The sequence below is a fragment of the Falsiroseomonas oleicola genome, assembly GCF_019029495.1.
Classification (GTDB): domain Bacteria; phylum Pseudomonadota; class Alphaproteobacteria; order Acetobacterales; family Acetobacteraceae; genus Falsiroseomonas; species Falsiroseomonas oleicola.
Map to the genome: position 1 here is coordinate 351,025 of NZ_JAERQM010000005.1, position 23,034 is coordinate 374,058.

Genomic DNA, 23,034 nt, shown 5'->3' on the forward strand with positions numbered 1-23,034 from the left:
AGCACGCGTGAGTGCCGGGGAGGCAGGAGGCGGCGCATGGCGATACCGGTCACGACCCTCCTGGCCGCCGCAGCCGCACAGGCGGGTGCCGCCGCCGATCCCGACGCAGCGGCCCTGCTCGATCTGCTTGAATGGCCAGCCCATGCGCCCGCCGCGATTCGCGCGGATCGTGCCGGCCTGCTGCGCATCGGCGCCGCCTGCCGACGCGTCTTTCGCCTGCGCGCGCCTGATGCGCCCGGCCTGCATTGCTTTGGTGCCGAACTCGACCTCGCCGCCATCGCCGGCGAGCCAGGCCTGGCTGTGCTCGGCACCTCCGGCGTCGGCGCCACCCCTGGCGCCGCCTTCGCCGCCTGCCTTGGCGAGGCGGCAGAGTTTGCGGCCCAGGTCGAGACGCCCGCCCTGCGCGCGCAGCGCCTCGGCCAGGAGGTAGCGCTCCGCCGCTGGCCGGACGGAGCGCCCCGCGGGCTGCCCTTCGACCGCTGCTTCCGCCGCGCGCCCGATCGCGTCATCTCGACGCCGTCCGCGCCGCTGTCGATCGGCTGCGCCGCTGCTCCCACCGCGGCCGAGGCCCAGCTCCGCGCCGTTCTCGAGCTGGTGGAGCGCGACGCCGTCGCGCTCTGGTGGGTCGGTGGCCATCCCGGTCGTCCGCTCGCCCTCGAACACGCCACGCCCGCCGCCGCCTGCCTCGCCGCCTTGCGCGAAGGGGCAACCGGCCGCCTCGCCTGGCTGCTCGACATCACCGCTGATCTCGGTGCACCGGTTGTGGCCGCCATCTCCTTCGCCGGCGATGGCACCGGTTTCTGCTGCGGCACCGCCGCACGCCCAACCCTTGCCGCCGCGGCCGAGGCGGCGGTGCTCGAACTCTGCCAGAACGAGCTCGCCCAGCGCGTCGTGGAACGCAAGGCGGCCGAGCGTGGCGAGGAGGGCCTGAACGCGCGCGATGTCGCGATACGTGCCCGCCACCTCCGCGTCACGCCGGATGACGACTGGCTGCTGCATGCGCGCGGCTTGCCACGGCAGGCCCTCGTGCCGGGCGAGACGGCGGAAGCACGCCTCGCGGAGGTCGGCCGCCGTATCGCTGAGGCCGGGTTGGAGCTCATCTTCCTCGAACACGCCGCCCCACCCGAAATCCCGGTATGGCGTGCCGTCTGCGACGGCCTTGCCTGCACGCCGTCCACGGAGGCCGCGCCCCGGCTGCTGTCGGCGATCGCGAGAACCGGCGGCGGGCCGGGCCATCGCCATGGATTGGCATTGCACGCGTGACACCGCGACGCCACAATGCCGAAACGATCCAAACGAGCTGTGCCGATGGCTGAGACGCACGCTGCTCCCCTCCCGGCGCAGCTCACCACCGCGCCGCTGGCCATCAACCTCCTTGGGGGCTTCCGGCTTCTGGCGGACGGCCAGGAGATTCGGCTGCGCAACCGCAAGGCACGCGCGGTGCTCGCCTGTCTCGGCCTCGCCCCCTCCGGCGAGGAAACGCGCGAACGTCTGGTCGGGCTGCTGTGGAGCGAATCGTCGGAAGCCAAGGGCCGGGCCTCGCTCCGCCAGGTCGTGCACGAGCTGCGCGATGCCCTGCCGCCGGGCGCCCTGGCCGCCGAGCGGCTGAGCCTGATCCTGGTCCGCCACGCCTTCGTGCTTGACGTGGACGCAGCGGGGGCCTCGCTTGCCGCCGGGCACATACCGCCGCTGCTGCTCGAACGGTCACGCATCGCCGAGACCCTGCTCGACGGACACCGTGACCTCGATCCCGCCTTCGACGTCTGGCTGCTGGCGAAGCGCCAATCGCTGCACGAGGGCTTCGCGCGGCGGCTGGAAGCGATGCTCCGCGGGGCCGACCCCGCAACACGGCGCCTTTCCGCCCGCGCGCTGCTGAACCTCGATCCGACCCATGAGGAAGCCTGCCGCCACGCCATGGCCGCCGCCGTCGCTGAGGGCGACATCACCGGTGCGCTCCGCCTCTACGAAGCGTTGTGGAACCTGCTTGGCGAGGAGTTCGACATGGAACCCTCGCCGGCGACCCAGGAACTCGTCGCCGCCATCAAGTCCGGTCGCCTCGGCCCCAACGCGGAACCCGCGCCGCCCCCGCCTCCGCCCACGCCCGCGCCGAGCCCGCAGACGCGCATGCTGCTGCGCATCGAGCCCTTCGCCGCGCATGGCGTGCCGGAGGACCGCACACACCTCGTCCAGGGCTTCCGGCACGATCTCATCGCGTGTCTTGTCCGCTTCCGCGAATGGTTCGTGCTCGATGGCGGCACGCCGCCGGCCGAGGCTGCTCTCGCCTTGCGCGTCTCCAGCCGCTACGCGATCGGCGGCACAGCCTACCAGGCCGGCAGCCGGATCAGCCTGGTGCTGACGCTGCGGGATATCGAGAACGGGATCGTGGCGTGGAGCGAGCGCATGGACCTCGACCTCGCCACCTGGTTCGAGGCGCAGAGCCGCCTGGTGCGCGGCATCTCCATGTCGCTCAACGGCCAGATCTCCGCCGCACGCCTGGCCGGGATCGCCGGCCGGCCGGATGTCTCGCTGGCCGCGCATGACCGCTGGCTGCTCGGGCAGTCCGTCATCCGCGGCTTCAGCCCGGACCATTGGGAACGCGCGCGCGCGCTGTTCCGCGAGGCGGTCGCCGAAGACCCGAACTTCTCCCCCGCCTACAGCAGCCTCGCGCAGTTGGAGAATGCCTGCCATATCGTGCTGCCCGGCACGCTGCGCGACCGCGCGCGCGAGGAACGCTCGCTCGACCTCGCCCGCCGTGCGGTCCATCTCGATCCGATGGACAGCCGGGCGCAGCTTTGCCTCGGTTGGTCGCTGGCGATGGCGCGCCAGCATGATCGCGCCGCGACGCCGATGTCGCTCGCCTGCGGGCTGAACCCGAACGACAGTTGGACGCTGATCTCGGCTTCGCTGTTCCACGCCTTCTGCGGCAACCACGCGGAGGCGGCGCGCCTGGCCGCCGAATCGCTGGAGATGACCGTCTCGCCCGGGCGCACGCATTGGGGCTACCAGGTGACGGTCGCCTATCTGCGTGGCGACGACCGCGCGGCGATCGAGGCCTGCGACCGCGCTGAGGATGTCATCCGCACGCTGCCCGCCTGGCGCGCCGCGGCGCTGTTCAACCTCGGCGACACCAGCGGCGCCCGGCGTGATGCGGCGCGCTTTTTCGAGCTGGTCAGCGCGGCATGGACCGGCGCACGGCCGGCGAGCGAGGTGGCGATGGGCCGGTGGCTGCTGCATCTGTATCCCATCGCCACGACGGAAAACTGGGAGCGCCTTCGCCGTGGCGTGACCGGCGCCGGCATCCCCGACACCGGCCTCGCCTTCGGCGCCTGGTAGGCGCGCGGCCTCAGGCGCAATTGCCCATCGTGTAGTCGGCGATGCGCATGGCATGGAACTCCATCTTCGCCGAATGATCGGCGCCTTCCTGCGCCCCGGCTGCCTCGATGCCAGCGTAGAAGGGGGCGAGTGGATAGCCCCCATGTTCCGTGATGGCCTTCTCCGAATTCGTGATCATCTCGGCCGGCGACAGTTTGATGACAAGCTCGTCCATGCCGTGCGTCACCAGCGTCAGCTTGGTGACGTGGCTGCCCACCTTGGCGATCGCGTCGCGTGGTGGTGATGCGCCGGGCTTCGCTTCGACCGCCTCCTTGAAGGCTTGAAGGTCCCGCGGGAAGGTCTCCGGCTTGGCCGCCCACGCCTTCATCATCTCGCCGAATTCCTTGAACTTGATGACCTGCAGTTGCCGTTCCATCGGAGGTCTCCTTCCAGGGTTACAGAAAATTGGGGCACGCTTCTCGCAGACCGTTCCGGTCGGCGATGAACTCGATCATGGCCGCCATGTCACCGATCTCCGGCACGCCATCGAACCGCCCGGGCAGCTGCATCTCAGTGGCGAGCCTGGCCAGGCCGTCGCGCAGCGTGCCGTCGCGGCGCTCGCCTGGCAGGCGGTCATCGAGCATGGCGCCATACAGGACTTCTGCCATCAGGATTGAACCGAGCACGCCGAGCCGTTCTCCCCCAAGGTCATGCATCGCCTCGAACTGGACGTAGAAGGGCAAGGGCGGATCACGGGCGATCTGCGCCAGATCCTCGGCCGGCACGGCGGCCCCGCCGCATTCCCTCAGCCACAGGATGATTGCCGCTTCGCGGGCCGCTTCCGCCGTCAGCGGCGAGGTGTCGAACGGATCGACCTTCCAGCCGCGGCGCTTGATTCTCTCCCTGACCGCGACGATCAAAGGTGCAACAGACCAGATTCCCGAAACCACCGCGCTGATCAGATCCTGGAACGCGAGGCCGGCCGGCGCGCCGGGCACCGCCGGCTGAAACAGTGTCTCCATGCGAAGTTCGCCGGAGTAGAGCGGCATGATCCGCCTGCTGAAGTTGAGGGCCGGTGCCGGCAAGGCTGGCGTCCCGATGGGAAAAAAATTCGCCCATCTCAGGATCCATCCCGCGCTCAGCGGCATCATCGCGGGTTGCCGCGCGCTGGTTTTCAGCAACGCCTCACGGAATGGCTGTCGCGGGAACCCGTCACCCGTCGCGTAGTGGGGGCGCACCATGGCGTGCGCGAAGCGCGCCGCCCCATGCGAGAATTCCAGCGGGATGGATACGCGGCCGCGCTCGTAGGTGGCGACATCCGGCCGCCACGCGCCGCTGCCGGCCTCGTCGCGGTCAAGAAGGGCGGCCGCACCGCCTTCCCGATACACCTTCTCGACCTCTGGGTGCAGCAGTCGCGGCAGCAGGTCCTGCCGGAGGATATGCCGGTAGATCATCGTCGTCGCGGCCCTCGCACAGGCGAACCGCCGCTCGGTATCGGCAGGCGCCTCCGTGCTGACGCCGCCGGTCACCTTGGGCATCCCGATCGTCTCGGCGATCGTGTTGTGCAGCAGGTGGAACAGCGCCGTCATCTGCGCAAGCAGCGCGTTATCCTCGTTCCGCGGATCAGCGATCAACGGGTCGCCGAAGGGAGGCTCGGCCTTCAGCTCCGAGGATGCTTTGACGGGCTTTGGCGTCGAGCCTGCCGGGAACGGCACGGCCGCCCGCGCGATGTCGCGCTGCGCCCCATCGGCGCGGCCGACACCCGCCTTGCCGCGCATCGGCCCGAGGCGCAGCCGTGTACGCGCGGTGTCGCGCGGGTCGTCTGGCGCATAGGCGAAAGGGCAGGCTGCCGGGCCGCCGCCGTAGAGCGTGTCCAGCCTCAGCCGGGCGATGCGCCCGTTTCGTGCCTGGGCCTGTGCGCCGGGCAGCGCCCAGAACGGGGTTGGCGACTGCACGCAGTCATGCGCGACGAGTTGGAGGAGATAGGTGTAGCCGGCAGGCAGCCCCCGGTTCAGCCGATCTGGCGCGACCTCGTCGCCGCTGTCCGACATCAGGACGGCCAGGATCGCCATGAGGCGCTGCGTCTCCTCAAAGCTCCGCGTCGCGGCGAACCGGTCCTGAAGCGGGGGATCATAGAGGATGTTGCGGTAGCCGCGCAGGTCGGGCCGGCCCGCGGCCACTGGCCGTGGCGGGGCAGCAGATGCATACGCACGACCTCCCCCATGAATGCCTGCCATCGCCGCCTCCAGCCTGTCCTGGAAGGTTGATCGGCCCGCGTGATCCCACCGTGAATCTCGCCGCGCGGCCCGCCTCACGGCCTGCTCACACGCATCGCGCCAAGGTCCCGGCCGGCGACATCGCCAGGCCACCAACGAGGGAGTGATCCGATGCAATACACCTACATGGCGGGCGACCGGCAGGTCACGCTGGAGCCCGATCCCACCGTCGTCGCCGTCCGCTTCGACGACCGCGCGCCGAAGAGCGGCCGTGCCCGCGCCACCGAGGCTGTGCGCGGCCTCAGCCCCTTCACCAGCCGGTTCGAGGTGCCGGGCGAGCGCCTCACCATCGTTCCCGTCCCGCCCCCTGCGATCGGCGGCATCGGTCCCGCCGCCGCGATCAGCGGGCTCGACAACCAGCCGGAGGTCGCCAAGGCGCTGCCGGTGTTCCGCGTTGGCCCGAACCAGGTCGTGCCGACCGAGCGCGTCATCCTCGCCGTCAAGGCGGGCGAGGACGCCGAGGTGGTCGCGCGGCGGCACGACCTGACGCCCACGGCTCCGGCCGAGGAGGGACGCATCGTCGCCACGGTGGCCGACAGTGCCGATATCTTCGCCGCCTGCCGTGCCCTCGCCGCCGATCCCGCGGTGGACTACGCCGAGCCGGATTTCGTCACCATCGGCCGCCATATGCCGGCCTTCGTGCCGACCTCGCCCGGCCCGCTCGATCCGCTGCTCAGCGAACAATACGCGCTGAGGCTCATCGGCGCGCTGGCCGCGCAGCGCCTCGCCCCGGCACGGCGCGAAGTCACCATCGCCATCCTCGACGAGGGCGTGGACACCCGCCACCCCGATCTCGCCGCCGCCGTCATCAACGGGTACGACGCCGTGGACAAGGACAGCTACCAGGAGCCGAACCCCTGGGACGGCCACGGCACTGCCTGTGCCGGCCTTGCCGCCGCCATCGGCGGCAACGGCATCGGCATCCGCGGCGTCGCCGCGGGCTGCGGCCTGCTGCCGGTGCGCATCGCCTACTCGAACCAACCGGGTGGCCCCTGGGTCACCCGCGCCAGTTGGATCCGTGACGCCATCCGCTGGAGCTGGATGAAGGCGGGCGCCTCGGTGATCAGCAACAGCTGGAGCGGGGGCGCCGACTCCATGGACATCAGGCGGGAGATCGAAAGCGCGCGGACCCTCGGACGCAGTGGTCGAGGCTGCGTCGTGCTGTTCGCCGCCGGCAATGACGGCGGGCCAGTGCTGTTCCCGTCCAACCTCCCGAACCTGCTCACCGTCGGCGCCAGCAACCAGTTCGACGAGGTGAAGACGCGCACCAGCGCCGATGGCGAGAACTGGGCCAGCAACCACGGCCCCGTCGCCGTCACCGCGCCCGGCGTGCGCAACCTGACCACCGACATTCGCGACGGCTCCGGCTATCACCAGGGCGACTACGTGCCCTGGTTCAACGGAACCTCCTCCGCGACGCCGCTCGTCGCCGGCGTCTGCGGGCTGATCCTCTCGATCCGGCCGGAACTGACCGAGGCGCAGGTACGCCAGCTCATCTGCGACACGGCGGTGAAGATCGGTCCATTCCCCTACACCAGCGGCCGCAACGACCACGCGGGCTTCGGCCGGGTGGACGCCCTGGCCGCCGTACAAGCGGCGCTCGCCGTCTAGCGCCGCTTCACCGGGAGCGAAGACGGCGAAACGGCTCCAGAGTCTGTCAGCGCGGCGCTGACAGACTCTAAGAACAAGTCCGCCGTGAACAGGCGACAAGCCGGAGTTGCACGTCCGACTTGCACGTCAGTTGAACGTGTTCCCGTTGGGTTCACGTTTTCTGGCTGTAAGGTCTTGGAATGATTGGTGGGCGCTGTAGGGCTCGAACCTACGACCCGCTGATTAAGAGTCAGCTGCTCTACCAACTGAGCTAAGCGCCCGCACCACGCTGCGGTGTGGCGGCCGTTTACGGGCTGGGGGCGGATTTGTCCAGCCCGTGCGGCGGGAAAGCTGTCGCAAATCCGCCATGCCCAGGCGTCATGCCGCCGTCGCGGCCTCCACAGCCTCCCCGTGCCGCGCCAGGATCGCCTGCCGGGCGGAGGCGTCCTGGGTGGCGGCCAGGGCGGCGTCCCGGGCCAGGTCCGCATGGCGGTGCAGCGCGGCGCGGCGCGCCGGGGCCGTTTCCACCTTGGCAGTGGTGGCCAGCACCTCCAGCAGGCGGATCATCACCGCTGGCTGGCCGGCGCCGGCCTGGCGCAGCATGTGGAACATGGCATCCCCCAGCCCGGCATAGTCCGAGGCCGGGCGCAGCAGCCGCAGGCGGCCGTCGCGGAAGCTCCGCCCGGTCGGCAGGCCGCGCCCGGCCAGGCCGCACAGCGCGGCGCCCAGCCGGTCCAGCACGCCGATCGCGGTGAAGGGGTCGTTGATGCCGGGGGAGAGGGCGCGCAGCGCGATCTCCACCAATTGCCGCACCGCGTATTCCAGGTCCTGTTCCACGCTGCGGCCATCGCCCAGCACCATGGCCTCGGCCAGCGCCGCCTGTGCGTCCTGCTGCCGTCCAGCGGGGCTGACCTGGCCGACGACACTGCCGGGGAAGACGAATTCGCCGGGGCGGACATCCAGATGCAGCACGGCATCCTGCCCGGCCGCCCAATCGGCCAGGGCCGCATCGTCCAACACCCGCAGATAACCGCAGCCGGGCGCCCGCAAGGGCGCGGCATTCGCCAGGCGCGGCACCTCCGCCTGCGCGACCGCCGGCGTGTCCGTGGTCGCGGCCGCCAGCGCCGCCGTCAGCTCCTGCTGCACCTGGGCCACCACCCGGTCCACGCTGATCGAGGTGGCGACATGATGCAGGAACCAGATCAGCACGCCGACGCAGCCGAAGGCGAAGATCAATCCGACGGAGACGGCGAGCTGCGGCACGAAACCGCCATCATCCCCCTCATGCACCGAGCGCAGCGCCACCAGGGAGTACGCGAAGGTCGCGACCAGCGCGCCCAGGGCATATTGATTGCCGGCATCGCGGGTGAAATTGCCCAGCAAGCGCGGCCCCATCTGGCTGGAGGCGAGCGTCAACGCCGCGACGGTGATGGAGAAGGTGGTGCCGGCGACGCCGATGGTGGCGCCGGCGATGGCGCCCAGCACATCCCGCGCGCCCCCGGCGCCGCCGGCATAGATCCAGCCCTCCAACCCATCCGGCAGGCGGGCGCCTTCCAGCCGTACCAGGGCCTCCGCCAGCAGGATCGCTGCCAGCGTCATGGCCGCCGGCCGCAGCCAGAAGGAGGACCGCAGATCCGCCACGAATTGGCGCAGCCGCGCGGCCCTCATCGGCGGGATGTTCCTGGCATGGTGGGCGCTCCTCGATCCGAAGACCGTAACGAGGCGGCGGCGTTCCGGTTCAGGTCCCGCAGAAGGTCTGCTGCACGCGTTCCTCCGGCCGCGCCGGCGTGGCGAAGCGGCCCTTGCCGGGCTGGTCCTCGAAGGGCCGGGCGAGCACCTCCAGCAGCGCCTCGAAGGGCGTGAAATCGTCCTGGGCGACGGCGGCGGCAATTGCCGCCTCCACCAGGTGGTTGCGCGGGATGAAGGCAGGATTCACCGCCCGCATCGCCTCCGCCCCCAGCGCGCCACGCGCGCGCCGCGCCGCCCAGGATTCGGCCCAGGCGTCGAAGCCGGCCGGGTCGGGGAACAGCGCGCGCGCCGCCGCCGGGCCTTCGGACAGGGCGCGGAAGGTGAGGGTGAAATCCGCCTCGGCCTCCGCCATGCAGGTCATCAAGGCCTGGATCAGCGCCGCATCGCCGTCCTCCGCCCCGGCGAGGCCGGTCTTGGCGCGGAAGATGTCGAGCCAGGCGACCTGGAACAGCGCGCCATATTCGGTAAGGACTGCGGTCGCGGCTTCCACCGCCGCATCCTCATCCGCCGCCAGCATTGGCAGCAGGGCCTCCGCCAGCCGGGCCAGGTTCCATTGCGCGATGCGCGGCTGGTTGGCGTAGGCATAGCGGCCGGCATGGTCGATGGAGCTGAACACCATCGCCGGGTCATAGGCGTCCATGAAGGCGCAGGGGCCGTAGTCGATGGTCTCGCCGGAGACCGTCATGTTGTCGGTGTTCATCACGCCATGGATGAAGCCGAGCCCCAGCCATTGCGCCACCAGCCGCGCCTGCCGCGCCGCGACTCCGCGCAGGAAGGAGAGCGCCGGGCGCGGGCTGTCCGCCGCCGCCGGATCATGGCGCGCGATGGCATGGTCCAGCAGCAGCCGCACCGCCTCCGCATCGCCCCGCGCGGCAAAGAACTGGAAGGTGCCGACGCGGATATGGCTGGCGGCGATGCGGGTCAGCACGGCGCCGGGCAGGGGCACCTCCCGCATCACATCCTCGCCCGTGGTCACGGCGGCCAAAGCGCGGGTGGTGGGCACGCCGAAGGCGGCCATCGCCTCACTGATGATGTATTCGCGCAGTACCGGCCCGAGCGCCGCGCGGCCATCGCCGCCGCGGGAGAAGGCGGTGCGGCCGGAACCCTTGAACTGGATGTCGCGCCGCTGCCCGTCGCGGTCCAGCACCTCGCCGAGTAGGATGGCGCGGCCATCGCCGAGTTGCGGGCTGAAATGGCCGAACTGATGCCCCGCATAGGCCTGGGCGAGGGGCGCCGCCCCCACCGGCACGACATTGCCGGACAGAACCTCCGCCGTCAGCGCGGCAGGATCGAGGCCGAGCTGTGCCGCCAGCGGCAGGTTCAGCCGGATCAGCCGGGGCGCCGCCACCGGCACCGGCGCCTGCCGGGCGAAGAACCGCTCCGGCAGCCGTGCATAGGAATTGTCGAAGGGGATCGCCATGCAGGGGGTTGCTCCCGCCAAAAATGGGCGGGGCAAAGGCCCCGCCGGCGTCAGACCTCCAGGAAGCTGCGCAGCGCGCGGCCCTGGGAGGATTGGCGCAGCTTGCCGAGCGCCTTCGCCTCGATCTGGCGGATACGCTCGCGGGTCACGCCGAAGGTGCGGCCGACCTCCTCCAGCGTGTGCTCGGTGTTCATGCCGATGCCGAAGCGCATGCGCAGGATGCGTTCCTCACGCGGCGTCAGGTCGCCCAGCACCTTGCCGGCGGCGTCGCGCAGGCCGGCGCGGGCGGCGGCATCGAAGGGCAGCACGGCGTCGCGATCCTCGATCAGGTCGCCGAGCTTCGCATCGCCTTCCTCGCCGATCGGCGATTCCAGGCTCACCGGCTCCTTCGCCAGGCCCTGCACCGTGCGCACCTTCTCCAGCGGCATGCCGAGGCGGGTGGCAAGTTCCTCCGGCGTCGGCTCGCGGCCGGTCTGCTGCGCCAGGCGGCGCCCGGTGCGGACCACCTTGCCCACCGTCTCCGTCATATGCACCGGCACGCGGATGGTGCGGGACTGGTCGGCGATGGCGCGGGTGACGGACTGGCGGATCCACCAGGTCGCATAGGTGGCGAATTTGAAGCCACGGCGCCAGTCGAACTTCTCCACCGCGCGCATCAGGCCCAGGCTGCCTTCCTGGATCAGGTCGCCCAGCATCAGGCCGCGATTGCGGTATTTGCGGGCGATATAGACCACCAGGCGCAGATTGGCGCGTGTCAGCTCCTCCCGCGCCCGGCGCATGTCGCGCTCGGCGCTGGCGGCCTCGACATGCAGGCGGCGGAGCTGCGGCGCGGACAGGCCGGATTCGGCTTCCATGCGGGCGAGATCGGCGCGCACCTGCACCATCCCAGCCTTCAGGTCGCGCTGGCCGGCGCCCTTGGCGGCGGCTTCCAGGCGTTCCGTGGCGCCGGCGGCACCGCCATTCCACAGCTTCAGGAAGTCGCCACGGCTGATGCGCGCGGCTTCCGCCAGGCGCAGCGCCCGGCCATCCAGCATCATCAGCGCGCGATTGGCATCGCGCAGCCGCTCGATCAGCTCCTCGATCCGGGCGGGGCGCAGGCGCAGGCCGGTGACAAGCTCCACGGCCTGCTGCCGGGCCTCATCGACCTTCGGGCCGGCGGCGCGCAGGGCGGCCAGGCCTTCCAGCGCCGCTTCGATGGCGGCAATGGCCTCCGGCTTCAGCCGGGCATCGATCGTCGCATGCGGCAGCTCCGCGCCGGCTTCCTCGCCTTCCGGCGCGGGCTCCAGCAGCGTTTCCTCGGGCAGGTTGGCGGCGGCGGTCGCCTCCAGCTCGATCACGTCGCGCAGCGGCATGCGGCCGGCGGCGATGGCGTCGCGCCACTGGGCCAGGGCGGCGGAGGTGGTCGGGCTTTCGCACAGCGCGGCCAGCATGGCGTCGCGCCCGGCCTCGATGCGCTGGGCGATGGCGATTTCCGCCTCCCGCGTCAGCGGCTCGGCGACGCCCATCTCGCGCAGGAACAGCGCGACCGGGTCGTCGGAGCGGCTGGCAGCGGCGGCGGCGGCGACGGAAATGTTGCGCCCGGCCGGCTGGCCATCGGCGGTCTCGGCCTGGTCGTCGGCGGCGAGGGAGGGGCTGGGTGCCTCCTCGTCATCCGGGCTGTCGCGGCGCGAATCCTCGCCGGAGGCGCTGCCGAAGCCGAATTCCTCCAGCAGCGAACCGGCCGCGTCCTCGATCTCGTCCATCGGCAGCGGGTCGGCCACCAGCTCGGTGTCGAAGGCGTCATGGTCTTCCGCGCCCGCGCCGGCGGCATGGTCGAAGGGCAGGGGTTCGGCCCCGCTCATCTCGTCCCGATCGGTCCCCTTGCGTGCGAACATGCCGTCCATCTGTCGATCCGCTCCTCTTCGCCCCGCCAAGGCGGTCGAAGGTTCTTTGTCACCAAACCAAACCCAGTTGCCGCCCACCCCACCGATGACTCCCCTTCCTGCCGCGCGGCGCTGCCGGCGGGCGGGTGAGGGCATCGGAAAGGGGACGCGCCGCCTTGACGGCGAGTGGGCCATATGGGTGTTCGGGCCCGCGCGGACACCCCTTATCGGAGGAAACCGGGATTTTGTCCCGGCTTTTCTGCATGGCACGATCCCACCGGGGCACTTCCTGCCGCCCTGTCGAGGCCCAACGCCCCGGCATGGGATCGGATCCATGGCCCGGGAGAAGATGCCAGGATTGGTATCTCACCCGAAATGGGTTAACAAAATCTTTCGTTTTGCGCCTTGATGTCGCCCCCGATATTGCAGGTTCACGACGGCACCTGATCCGGCAGGGCTTGACCCGGCGGCGCGCGGACGCCATACGGCGGCCATCCCAAGCCTGTCCCGTTCGTCTAGAGGCCTAGGACACGGCCCTTTCAAGGCTGTAACACGGGTTCGAATCCCGTACGGGGCACCACCTTGGTTTTGCACCACTTCTTCGCTTTCAGGCGGCCCGCCTTGTTGGCTGTTGGCAACCTGCTGTCAGATGGCCAAGCCCGCCGCGACATGGCTTTTGCGCGCTTCACCGGCGCCGCCGACCGGGGCTGAATAGCGGTCGATTCCGCGCTACATCGCAGCGAAGGGGCAGGTCTGCCTGCCCGGCGACCGACCCGCGAAGTCCTTCATGCCACCGCCGTTCCAGCGACAGCCGGCACCTCGATTCGCGCCTCGCTGCCGCCGCCTTCCGCGGGGCGCAGCACCAGGGTGCCATCATGCGCCGCCGCGACCCTCTGGCACAGCGCGAGGCCGAGGCCGGCGCCGGGCCAGGTGCGGGTCAGTGACATATCCGCCTGGAGAAAGGGCGTGCCGATCTGCCTGAGGACGCCTTCCGGCAGGCCGGGACCCCGGTCTCGTACCCAGAGCGCCATGCCGCCCTGCGGCAACGGCTCCCAGCCCAGCGTCACCTCGGTGTCGGGCGGGGCCGCCTTGATGGCATTGTCGAGAAGATGGCCCAGCGCCGCTTCCAGCAGGCGCTTGTCTCCGCCCAACACCCCGCCATCGGCCGCCGGTGCGAGGATGAGCCTGACGCCCCGCGCATCGGCACGGGGCTGGTGTCGCGCCAGCACGCGGCCGAGCAGCCGTTCCGGTGGCTCCGGCAGGCCGGGCGCAAGGCCTCCGCCATGCTGAAGCGCAACGATGTCGAGCGCGCTGCCGATCAGCGCCAGCAGGGTCTCCGCCCCCTCATGGATCAGGCGGCCATAGTCCCGCACCGAACTGGCCGGCAGGGCCGCCCCACTCGCCAGTATCTCGGAAAAGCCCAGAATCGGAATAAGCGGCGTCCGCATCTCATGCGAGATCACCGCCAGCAGGTCGTTGCGCATGCTCTGGCGGGCCGCGAGCGCACTCTCCGCATTGTCCAGCCGGGCGGCGGAGGCCGCGAGCACCTGCGCCAGGCGGGCGCGTTCCTCCTCCGCCGCACGGATCAGCCCCTCGACCTCGGCATCGCGCTGGGCGCGGGCGCGGCGAAGCCGGCAACTGGCCAGGGCGCGCTCCGCGACCGCCGCCACCTCCACCAGGCGCAGCGGCTTCTGCACCAGGTCGAAGGTCCGGGCACGCAGCGCACCGAGCGCCACATCGGCGGTGGCGCCGCCGGTCAGCAGCACCACTTCCAGCGCCGCGCTCTCGGGCCGGTCACGCAGCAATTCCTCGGCCAGTGCCAGGCCGGTCTGGCCCGGCATGCGGACATCGGACAGCACCACGCCGATGCCGGGATCGGTCAGGACGCGGGCCTTCGCGGCTGCCGCGTCATGCACCCCGAAAACCTGGTGGCCGCGCTGGGTCAGGGCGCGCAGCAGGATATCGACGATGCCGCGCTCGTCATCGACCACCAGGATGGAAAGATCGGTCATCGTCACCAGACCAGCCGATAGCCCCGCCCGCGTTGCGCGGCGATGGTCACCTTGCCCGCGGAGATGGCCAGCAGTTTCTGCCGCAGATTGGAGGCGAGTTGGTCGACGCCACGCTGTTCCGGCAGCAGCTTGCGGCCCAGCACCCGCTCCGAAATCGCCTCCCGCGCCGCCAGATGGTCGGATTCGGTCAGCAGCAGCCGCAGCAGCCCGGCCTCCGCGCCGGTCAGGCGCGTCTCCGCCCCATCGGGCGCCAGGATTCGCTGGCGCGCCGGCTGCAGCGCCAGCCCGGCAATGGCCCAGGAGGCGGGCTCCGCCATCGGCATCGCCGCGCCATCCTCCTGGGGCGCAAAGGTGGGGGGCGCAAAGGTGGGGGGCGCAAAGGTGGGCGGCGCCAAGGCGGGCGGTGGCACCGGCGCTGCGGCCTGCGCCTCGGCCAGACCGGGGCGGCCGCCCTGGGTCAGCGTGTCCAGCCGCCGGCTGAGCGCCCGCACCCGGGCCACCATCTCCCGCAATGAGAAGGGCTTGGTGAGGTAGTCGTCGGCGCCCACCTCCAGCCCCACCACGCGGTCCACCTCCTCCGACCTGCCGCTGACGACGATGATGCCGAGGTCGGGCATGCGGGCGGCTTCCCGGACGAAGGCGATGCCATTGCCGTCCGGCAGGCCCAGATCTGCGATGACGATGCGTGGATTGTCGCTTTGCAGGCGTAGCCGCCCCCCCGCCAGGGTGGCGGCGGCGACGGTGGTCCAGCCATCGCGGGCCAGCGCGGTGCAGATTGTTGCCGAGACCGCCGCGTCATCCTCCAGCACCAGGACCGGACGCTGACTGGCCGGCGCCTGATCCCGAAAGGGGGCAGCAATCGGGTGATCGGCCATAGAGGCTCCCCGTTCGTGCGGCCAGAAGGCGGCCGAGCCTGAGTCTATGGGGCGCATGTCGGCGTGTCGACAAGCTTGAGGCGGTGACGCATCCTGGACTTTCGACGAGGCGGGCATTTTTCAAGGGAATCGCGACAGCGGTCTGCCCAGCGTGTATGCACCGCGCGGTGTGATGCAGGGCTTAAGGCCGGTCGCGCCGAAGCCCAATGTGCGGTCGCACCGGGTTTGAACGCGCCCGTGTTGAGTTGGGCGGCGTGCGTTGGCGGTTGTGAATGAGCGTTCGAGATCACGTTCCGGCGGGCCATGATACAATTGCCACCTTCCCAGCCGCCAGCATCATTCCGCCGCTGGCCCAGCCGCAGCATGCGGCTGCTGCTGGCGCTGACGGTGGTGCTGCCGCTGCTGGCCCTGGTGGCCTTCGCGATCGACCAGCGTGCCCAGCTCTGGCAGGACGCGCGCCGCGATACGGAGGGCACGCTGAGCATCCTCTATCGCAACATGCAGACGCTGCTGGAGACGCATGAGCTGGTGCTGGACCTGGTGGAGGACCAGATCCGCGACATGACCGATGCGGAGATCGCCGAAGGCGCGGTCAGCCAGCGCCTGGCGACGCTGGTTCAGCGGCTTCAGCACACCGTGTCGCTGCTGGTACAGGATGCGGAGGGCAAAGTGCTGGCGGCCAGCCGGCCTTTTGTGCCCGGCCACAGCAATGCCGACATGGATCATTTCATCGCCCAGGTTGACGCTCCGCAGGTGCATTTCATCAGCGATGTCTATACCGGCCGCGTCAGCGGCGCACGGTCCTTCGCGATAAGCCGCCGCAGAAGCCTGGCCGACGGCAGCTTTGCCGGCACCATCCACGTCGCCATCAGCCCGATCGCGGTCGCGCAGGGCTTCCGCGCCGCCATGGGCAACCTCGGCGGGGTGGCGCTTCTGGTCCGGGACGACGGGCGGGTGCTGGTGCGCGAGTCCGCGAATGCCGATGCTGCACTGGCCAGCATGGAGACCGCGGCCGAGTATGGCTGGATGCGCCTGGATGCCTGGCGCCAGGTGGCGCCGTTTCCGCTGCGGGTGGGCTATTTCGTGGACCTTCCCGCGCGGAAGGCCGCGTGCTGGCGGCAGTTGCTGTGGACCGCGGCGCTGACCCTGCTGGTCATCCTGCTGCTGTCCGGCGCCGCCTGGATGACCTGGCGCAGCGCCACCGACCGCGCCGAGGCACTGGCGGAACTGCGGCAGGAGGCCGAGCGCCGGCACCGGGCGGAGGCCGGCCTTCAGGAGGCGCGGGCGATGGAGGCGCTGGGCCGCATGGCCCGTGGTGTCGCGCATGATTTCAACAACCTGCTCACCGTGGTCCTCGGCAATCTGGAGACGCTGGAGGAGTCGCTGACCGACCCGGTGCTGCGCGGCATGGCGCAGCGCACGATCGGCGCCGCCGAGGCCAGCGCCCGGCTCGCGGCCAGCCTGATGGCCTATGCCAGGACCCAGGTTCTGCGCGTGGAAGCGGTGGACGCCGCCGCGCTGATGCACGACCTGCTGCCCGTGCTGCGGGACCTGGCGAGCCCGTCCATCACCTTGCGGCTGGAGGCGGAGCCGGGTCTGCCGCCCTGCCTCGCCGACCCGGCGCAGCTTCAGGCGGCGGTTGGCAACCTGGTCAGCAATGCCCGCGATGCCATTCTCCAGACCGCCGGCCTGCAGACAGCCGGCGAGCGTCGGATGCCGGGCCATATCCTGATCTCCATCCGCCGTGCGACGCCACCGCCCGGTGCCGCGAAACTGGCGGCAGGCTGCATCGGGCTGTCGGTCAGCGACAATGGCGGCGGCATGGCCCCGAACGTGCTGAAACATGCCTTCGAGCCGTTCTTCACCACCAAGCCCGCAGGCTCCGGCTCCGGCCTCGGCCTGTCGCAGGTCTTCGGCGTGATCACCCAGTTGGGCGGGACGGTGGCGCTGCACAGCGAGGCGGGGGAGGGCAGCGCGGTGACGCTCTATCTGCCCATGGCGGGCACGGCCGAGGCACCGCTGCCGGCGGAGGCGCAAGCGGCCGAAATCCAGGCCCCCGAGCCGGCGCCCGAACCGGCCCCATCCGCACGCATCCTGGTCGTGGACGACCAGGCGGAGATCCGCACCATGATCAGCCGCATGCTCACCATGGCCGGCTACCAGGTCGTCACGGCCGCCGGGGGGCGTGAGGCGCTGGCGCGGATGGAGGCGGAGCCCCGATTTGCGCTGGTGCTGTCGGATGTGCTGATGCCGGAGGATATCGGCGGCGTGGAACTGGCCGGTCGGATCAGGGCCGGCTGGCCCGGAACCCCGGTGCTGCTGATGTCCGGCTATACGCCCGATGTCGTAGGGACGGAGGCGGCGGCCGATGGGTTCCTGCACAAGCCCTTCACCCGCCAGGCGCTGCAGGCCGAGGTTCGCCAGTTGCTCGCCCGGGCGGCCGGCGGTGGCCGTCCGGACGATCCGCTCAACCCAGGCTGACCAGCGGCGGTGTGTCGAGCGCCTCCCGCACCTTCTCGGCCAGGTCGCGCCGGCGGTAGGGCTTGTTGAGCAGGAGGACGCCCGGATCCAGCCGGCCCTGATGGACGATGCCATTTTCCGTATAGCCGGAGGTGAACAGCACGCGCAGGCCGGGCCGGCGACGCTGGGCTTCCTTCGCCAGGGCCGGGCCGTTCATCCCACCGGGCATCACCACATCCGTGAACAGCAGGTCGAAGGGCAGGTCGCGGTCGAGCACCGCCAGTGCCAAGGCGCCATTCTCCGCGACCATCACCTGGTAGCCCAGGTCGCGGAGCTGGCTTGCCACGTGGTCGCGTACCAGCGGGTCATCCTCGACCAGCAGAATCTTCTCCCGCCCGCCGCGCAGCGTCTCGCCCTCGCTGCCCGGGGCGCCCCGCGTCAGGGCGTCACCGGCGCGCGGGATATACATTTTCACCGCGGTCCCATGGCCGGGTTCCGAATAGATTTTCACATGGCCGCCCGACTGCTTCATGAAGCCGAACACCATGCTGAGGCCAAGACCGCTTCCCTGGCCGACCTCCTTGGTCGTGAAGAAGGGTTCGAAGGCACGGGCCACGACATCCGGCGTCATGCCGCTGCCGGTATCGGAGACGGCGATCCGCACATATTCGCCGGGCGAGACCTCTCCCTCATGCTTCGCATAGGCGGCGTCGAGATGGACATTCGCCGTCTCGATCACCAGACGACCGCCTGAGGGCATGGCATCCCGCGCATTGATGCAAAGGTTCAGCACCGCGCTTTCGAGCTGCGGCGGGTCGATCAGTGCCTGCCAGAGGCCGGGGGCGGGGGCGATGCTGGTCTCGATATGCTCCCCCAGCGTGCGCTGGAGCATCTGCTGCAGGCCCGCGAGCAGTTCGTTGACGTCGATCACCTTGGGGTCGAGGGCCTGGCGGCGGGAGAAGGCGAGCAGGCGGCTGGTCAGCGCCGCGCCGCGTTCCGCCGCCGCCATGTTCATCTCGGCCATCTGGCGCAGGTCGGCATCGCCCTCCAGGCATTCGGACAGCATTTCCGAATTGCCGAGGATGACGGTCAGCAGGTTGTTGAAGTCATGCGCCACGCCGCCGGTGAGCTGGCCGATCGCCTCCAGCCGCTGCGACTGGCGCAGCTTCTGTTCCAGTTCCAGCCGCTCGGTGATGTCGGTGTTCACGGCCAGGATCGCGCGGGGCCCGCCATCGGCATCGCGCAGCAGCGACCAGGCACCGTCCACCATCAGCCGTGTGCCGTCCCTGCGACGCTGCGCGATCTGGCCACGCCATTCGCCCTGCGCCAGGACCGTGGCGGTGGCGCGGCGGAATTCGGTCACATCGTCATAGAGCAGATCGGTGACGGTCCTTCCCAGGGCCTCCGCCGCCGTCCAGCCATAGAGGCGCTCCGCGCTGCGGTTCCAGTAGTGGATGCGGTGGTCGATGCCGCGCACCAGGATGGCGTCCCGCGCCTGGTCGAGCAGCGCGGCCTGCTGCTGCATGCGCTGTTCCGTCCGCTTGCGGTGGGTGATGTCGCGGCTGACGGAGACCCAGTGGGTGACCCGGCCGCTGGCATCGGGAACCGGCACGATGTCCAGTTCCAGCCAGATCTCCTCGCCATCCTTGCGGTAGTTCAGCAGTTCGGTGCGGGTCGGCCGTCTTGCGGCAAGCGCCGCATGAATATGATCGAGCGTCGCGCGGTCGGTCCTCGGGCCTTGCAGCGCGGGCGGTGTGAGGCCTCGGACCGTCTCCGAGCGGAAGCCGGTCAGTCGCTCGAAGGCATTGTTGATGAACAGGGGCGGCGGCCCTGGCGGATCCAGCGGCGCGGCTTCCGTGATCGTGATGATGTCGTTGAGCTGGGCGGCCGCCACCTCCAGCAGCCGGAGCCTTTCGTCCCGCTGGTGCTGCGTGGTGACGTCGCGGAAATAGACGGTCAGGCCCGCCGGCGCCGGATAGACCGTGACATCGAACCAGGCATCGAGGGGCGGGTACAAGAAGACGAAGCGACGAATCTGGCGATCGGCCGCGGCGCCACGGTATTCTCGTTCCAATTCCGTGCCGGTGGCTTCGGGGAAACGGTCCCAGATGCTGTGGCCGAGCAGCGAAGCCGAATCGCGCCGCAACAGCCGCTCGGCATGCCGGTTGACCCGGGTGAATCGCCAATCGTGGTCGAGGGTATAGAGGCCGTCGCCGATGCTCTCCAGCGTCGCGTCCAGTTCCGCCGCCAGCTCACGCACGGCATTCTCGGCCCGCAGGCGCTCCGTTATGTCCCAGACCACGGCCAGCCCCGCGGTGTGGCTGCGGAAGTCGATGACGCGCGACAGGATCTGCACCTGTCGCGCCTCGCCCGCCTTGGTCTGGTGGCGCCAGGGGCCGGTGATCCGCAGGCCGGGCAGGGACTGCCGCGCCGCATCGGTCTCGCCCCAATCCTCCGGCCGCCGCAGGTCGCGAAGTGTCATGCGCAGGAACTCTTCCCGCGTCCAGCCATAGGCGGCGACCGCCGCATCATTGACTTCCAGGAAGGCCAGCGATTCCTTGTCATAGACCCACATCGGCGCCGGGTGGCGCAGGAACAGGTCGCGGAAGGCGGCCTCGCTGGCGCTCAGCGCCTCGGTCCGTGCACGCTGTTCGGTGATGTCGTGATGGACCGTCACCCAATGGGTGCACCAGCCGGTTTCGTCCAGCACCGGCGAGATGTTGAGCTCCGCCCAGTAGCTGCTGCCGTCGCGCCGGCGGTTCAGCACCTCCTGCCGGATCGGCTGGCGGGCTTGCACGGCCTCGCGGATCGCGAGCCGCGCCGCCGGCTGCGCCTCGGGGTGGAACAGGAAGTGGGGCGAACGGCCGACCACTTCCGCCGCCAGATAGCCGGCCATGCGTTCGAAGGCGGCATTGACGTAGAGTATGGTCGGACCCTGCCCCCGATCGGATTCGGCATCGGTGATGACCACCGGCGCTTCGCTGGCATCGACGACGCGGCGGAACAGCTCCGCCTGCTCGGTATCCTGGCGACGGCGCAGAAGGGGCAGCAAGGAGGCGGTTGCCTCCCGAAGCCGTTCCGCGACGGATGCCAGGTCCTGCCGTCCCGTCCGGAATCCGAGGGAGATGCTGTAGCGCTCCGCGCCGATCGTGGCAGGTGTGGCGATCAGCGCTGTCATGCCATGCGGCACCGAGAAGGCCGCGCCCGGGTAGCGGGCCTGCATCTTCGTATCGAGCTGCTCGATGATGACCTGCCGGTCCTCGATGATCGATGTGCCTGCGGCGGTGCTGTCCACCGTCAGATCCATCGCACGCAGCGCGGCCAGATGCTCCGGCCGCCCCATCGGCCCCTCGCCATGGCCGCCCATGATCTGGAGCCGCCTGCCATCCCGCGCCAGGCGGAACATCAGGCAGAAGGGGCTGTCCAAGGCCTCGCACAGCGCGGCCATCGCCGCGCTGATGGCGCCTTCGAAGGTCGGTATCTCCGCCATGCTGCGCAGCAGGCGTTCGCGCAGAGCGGCGCGGGACGCTTCGGCGTCCCGCGCCGCGAGTTGGCGGCGAAGCTCGAGCTGCGCCATCACCGCCTCGCCCAGGTCGGTCAGGGACTGTAGTTCCGCCTCGTTGAGCGGCCGGCGCGGCTGGTAGTCCATGACACAGAGCGTGCCGATGGCGTGACCCTCCGGCGTTCGCAGGGGCGCGCCGGCGTAGAATCGCAGGCAGGCCTCCCCGGTGACCAGCGGACTTTCGGCGAAACGCGGGTCCAGCCGCGCATCGGGGACCATGCAGATGCCGTCGCCCCTGATGGCCTCGTTGCAGAAGCTCATGGCGCGCGGCGTCGTCTCCAGCGTCGTCCCGATCCGCGCCTTGAACCACTGGCGATCGGCGTCGACGAAGGAGATCAAGGCGATCGGCGCCTGCAAAACCTGACTTGCGAGGCGGGCGAGGCGGTCGAAGGCGGCCTCCGGCTGGGTGTCGAGCACCGCATAGCGATACAGCGCGGCGAGGCGCTCGCTTTCCTGAGGCGGCAGTTCTGTGCTGTCCCGCGCTGGCGTCACGTCGAAGGTCCTTGGCGGCACGGACCCAGGCGGCGATGAAGCCGTTATAGGAGAATTTCCAGCCCGGTTAACCGCGAAGCATATCGTTATATGGGTTATCGTCAACGCTTCGCTACGAATGGCGCATTTTGGCGCGCGGCATCCGGCGACACATCTTCCAGCCGGTCGATCGCCAACAAGGCGGGGAACCAGCGCATCCACAGACATGCCACCACGACGGTGCCAACGCCACCCAGCACCACTGCCGGCACCGGGCCCAGCAGCGCGGCGGCGACGCCCGATTCGAACTCGCCGAGCTGGTTGGATGTGCCGATGAACAGCGCATTCACCGCCGCCACCCGGCCGCGCATTTCATCCGGCGTCGAAAGCTGCACGAGGGACTGCCGCACCACCACGCTGACCACATCCGCAGCCCCCAGCAGGATCAGCGCCGCGCTGGACAGGACCAGGGAGCGTGACAGGCCGAAGACCACCGTCGCCACCCCGAACAGGATCACCGCCAGGAACATCCGCCGGCCCGCGCCATGCCCGATCGGCCGCCAGGCCAGCAGCAGCGACATGGCCAGGGCGCCGATGGCGGGCGATGCGCGCAGCATGCCGAGGCCCCAGGGGCCGGTCTCCAATATGTCCTTCGCATAGATCGGAAACAGCGCCACCGCGCCGCCCAGCAGCACCGCCATCATGTCGAGCGAGACGGCGCCGAGCAGCGCCGGGCGCGACCAGATGAAGGTGATGCCGGAAAACAGGCTTTCCATCGTGACCTTGCCGCGCATCAGCGTGCGCGCCGGGATGCGGATGGCCAGCACCATCAGCCCAGCCAGCAGGAAGGCCAGGGCGGCGAGCCCGTAGGCGGCACCAGCCCCGCCCAGCGCATAAAGGAAGCCGCCCAGCGCCGGCCCGCAGATGGTCGCGACCTGGTTGGCGGAAGTCGCCATCGCAGTGCCGCGCGGCAGGTCCCGCGCCGCCACCACCCCAGCCAGCAGCGCCTGCTGCGCCGGCATCTCGAAGGCGCGGGCGGTGCCGAACAGCACGACGAAGGCGAAGATCGCGTCGCGGTCCAGCCAGCCGGCCAGGCTGCCCCAGGCAAGGCCGGCCCCGCCCAGCGCCGTCACCATCCGACACAGCCCGACCAGACGGCGGCGGTCCACCCGGTCCGCCACCTGGCCCACCAGCAGGGTCAGCAGCAGCATGGGCAGAAACTGCGCCAGGCCGACCAGGCCGAGCGCCAGCGCGCTGTCCGTCAGGTCGTAGACCTGCCAGCCCACGGCGACCACCTGGATCTGCAGGGCCGCGGCCGACAGGATGCGGGAGCCGAGGAACAGGGCGAAGGGGCGTTGCCGCAGCAGGGAAGGGGCGTCGGGTGCGGCGTCTTGCATGGCGGCCAGGGGACACGCGGCGCGGGGCGCCGTCCAGCCTCTCCCGGC

At 70.3% G+C, this 23,034-nt stretch carries 13 protein-coding genes and 2 tRNA genes; 5 read left to right on the top strand and 10 right to left on the bottom strand.

Features of this window, described 5'->3' with window-relative positions:
- Positions 1-36: 36 nt before the first annotated feature.
- Together JJQ90_RS18360 and JJQ90_RS18365 are read left to right on the top strand one after the other, a co-directional pair.
- A complete protein-coding gene (locus JJQ90_RS18360; RefSeq protein WP_216877692.1) occupies positions 37-1,263 on the top strand; it encodes a YcaO-like family protein in 1,227 nt (408 codons plus the stop codon).
- A gap of 45 nt (positions 1,264-1,308) precedes the next feature.
- Positions 1,309-3,333, top strand: a complete 2,025-nt coding sequence (locus JJQ90_RS18365) for a BTAD domain-containing putative transcriptional regulator (RefSeq protein WP_216877693.1) — start codon at positions 1,309-1,311, stop codon at positions 3,331-3,333.
- A gap of 10 nt (positions 3,334-3,343) precedes the next feature.
- Here JJQ90_RS18365 and JJQ90_RS18370 read toward each other — a convergent pair whose 3' ends face one another.
- Together JJQ90_RS18370 and JJQ90_RS18375 are read right to left on the bottom strand one after the other, a co-directional pair.
- Positions 3,344-3,748: a hypothetical protein gene (locus JJQ90_RS18370; protein WP_216877694.1), complete on the bottom strand. Its 405-nt coding sequence runs from the start codon at positions 3,746-3,748 to the stop codon at positions 3,344-3,346.
- A gap of 19 nt (positions 3,749-3,767) precedes the next feature.
- Positions 3,768-5,384 (bottom strand): peroxidase family protein, encoded by a 1,617-nt coding sequence (locus JJQ90_RS18375; protein WP_216877695.1) that lies wholly within the window; start codon positions 5,382-5,384, stop codon positions 3,768-3,770.
- A 315-nt stretch (positions 5,385-5,699) separates the two neighbouring features.
- Between JJQ90_RS18375 and JJQ90_RS18380 the strand changes: the two genes are divergently transcribed.
- A complete protein-coding gene (locus JJQ90_RS18380) occupies positions 5,700-7,199 on the top strand; it encodes a S8 family serine peptidase (protein ID WP_216877696.1) in 1,500 nt (499 codons plus the stop codon).
- A 184-nt stretch (positions 7,200-7,383) separates the two neighbouring features.
- Here the strand turns inward: JJQ90_RS18380 and JJQ90_RS18385 are convergent.
- The 4 genes from JJQ90_RS18385 to rpoD all read right to left on the bottom strand — a co-directional run bounded on the left by JJQ90_RS18385 (position 7,384) and on the right by rpoD (position 12,230).
- Positions 7,384-7,459: transfer RNA gene (locus JJQ90_RS18385), tRNA-Lys, on the bottom strand.
- A 97-nt stretch (positions 7,460-7,556) separates the two neighbouring features.
- A complete protein-coding gene (locus JJQ90_RS18390; RefSeq protein WP_216877697.1) occupies positions 7,557-8,846 on the bottom strand; it encodes a DUF2254 domain-containing protein in 1,290 nt (429 codons plus the stop codon).
- A 70-nt stretch (positions 8,847-8,916) separates the two neighbouring features.
- Positions 8,917-10,347: a protein adenylyltransferase SelO gene (locus tag JJQ90_RS18395; RefSeq protein WP_216877698.1), complete on the bottom strand. Its 1,431-nt coding sequence runs from the start codon at positions 10,345-10,347 to the stop codon at positions 8,917-8,919.
- Between the two features lie 50 nt (positions 10,348-10,397).
- Positions 10,398-12,230, bottom strand: coding sequence for an RNA polymerase sigma factor RpoD (rpoD, locus tag JJQ90_RS18400; protein ID WP_216877699.1), 1,833 nt, complete (start codon positions 12,228-12,230; stop codon positions 10,398-10,400).
- A 483-nt stretch (positions 12,231-12,713) separates the two neighbouring features.
- Between rpoD and JJQ90_RS18405 the strand changes: the two genes are divergently transcribed.
- Positions 12,714-12,789: transfer RNA gene (locus JJQ90_RS18405), tRNA-Glu, on the top strand.
- Between the two features lie 205 nt (positions 12,790-12,994).
- Here the strand turns inward: JJQ90_RS18405 and JJQ90_RS18410 are convergent.
- A complete protein-coding gene (locus tag JJQ90_RS18410; RefSeq protein WP_216877700.1) occupies positions 12,995-14,221 on the bottom strand; it encodes a hybrid sensor histidine kinase/response regulator in 1,227 nt (408 codons plus the stop codon).
- A 2-nt stretch (positions 14,222-14,223) separates the two neighbouring features.
- Positions 14,224-15,096, bottom strand: a complete 873-nt coding sequence (locus JJQ90_RS18415) for a response regulator transcription factor (RefSeq protein ID WP_216877701.1) — start codon at positions 15,094-15,096, stop codon at positions 14,224-14,226.
- 363 nt (positions 15,097-15,459) lie between these two features.
- Between JJQ90_RS18415 and JJQ90_RS18420 the strand changes: the two genes are divergently transcribed.
- The gene (locus JJQ90_RS18420) at positions 15,460-17,577 is read left to right on the top strand and encodes an ATP-binding protein (RefSeq protein WP_216877702.1); all 2,118 of its coding nucleotides are present in this window, start codon (positions 15,460-15,462) and stop codon (positions 17,575-17,577) included.
- Here JJQ90_RS18420 and JJQ90_RS18425 read toward each other — a convergent pair.
- Positions 17,564-21,610: a PAS domain S-box protein gene (locus JJQ90_RS18425; RefSeq protein ID WP_216877703.1), complete on the bottom strand. Its 4,047-nt coding sequence runs from the start codon at positions 21,608-21,610 to the stop codon at positions 17,564-17,566. The genes JJQ90_RS18420 and JJQ90_RS18425 overlap by 14 nt on opposite strands.
- Before the next feature lie 101 nt (positions 21,611-21,711).
- Entirely contained in the window at positions 21,712-22,986 is a 1,275-nt protein-coding gene (locus JJQ90_RS18430) for an MFS transporter (protein ID WP_216877704.1), read from the bottom strand.
- Positions 22,987-23,034 lie beyond the last annotated feature (48 nt).

Bases quoted from the DNA above. Each gene is read 5' to 3' on its own strand.
- JJQ90_RS18380 (WP_216877696.1), top strand. From the start codon at position 5,700: ATGCAATACACCTACATGGCGGGCGACCGGCAGGTCACGCTGGAGCCC.
- JJQ90_RS18390 (WP_216877697.1), bottom strand. From the start codon at position 8,846: ATGAGGGCCGCGCGGCTGCGCCAATTCGTGGCGGATCTGCGGTCCTCC.
- JJQ90_RS18410 (WP_216877700.1), bottom strand. From the start codon at position 14,221: ATGACCGATCTTTCCATCCTGGTGGTCGATGACGAGCGCGGCATCGTC.
- JJQ90_RS18415 (WP_216877701.1), bottom strand. From the start codon at position 15,096: ATGGCCGATCACCCGATTGCTGCCCCCTTTCGGGATCAGGCGCCGGCC.
- JJQ90_RS18375 (WP_216877695.1), bottom strand. From the start codon at position 5,384: ATGGCGATCCTGGCCGTCCTGATGTCGGACAGCGGCGACGAGGTCGCG.
- JJQ90_RS18365 (WP_216877693.1), top strand. From the start codon at position 1,309: ATGGCTGAGACGCACGCTGCTCCCCTCCCGGCGCAGCTCACCACCGCG.
- rpoD (WP_216877699.1), bottom strand. From the start codon at position 12,230: ATGGACGGCATGTTCGCACGCAAGGGGACCGATCGGGACGAGATGAGC.
- JJQ90_RS18430 (WP_216877704.1), bottom strand. From the start codon at position 22,986: ATGCAAGACGCCGCACCCGACGCCCCTTCCCTGCTGCGGCAACGCCCC.
- JJQ90_RS18370 (WP_216877694.1), bottom strand. From the start codon at position 3,748: ATGGAACGGCAACTGCAGGTCATCAAGTTCAAGGAATTCGGCGAGATG.
- JJQ90_RS18360 (WP_216877692.1), top strand. From the start codon at position 37: ATGGCGATACCGGTCACGACCCTCCTGGCCGCCGCAGCCGCACAGGCG.
- JJQ90_RS18395 (WP_216877698.1), bottom strand. From the start codon at position 10,347: ATGGCGATCCCCTTCGACAATTCCTATGCACGGCTGCCGGAGCGGTTC.
- JJQ90_RS18420 (WP_216877702.1), top strand. From the start codon at position 15,460: ATGCGGCTGCTGCTGGCGCTGACGGTGGTGCTGCCGCTGCTGGCCCTG.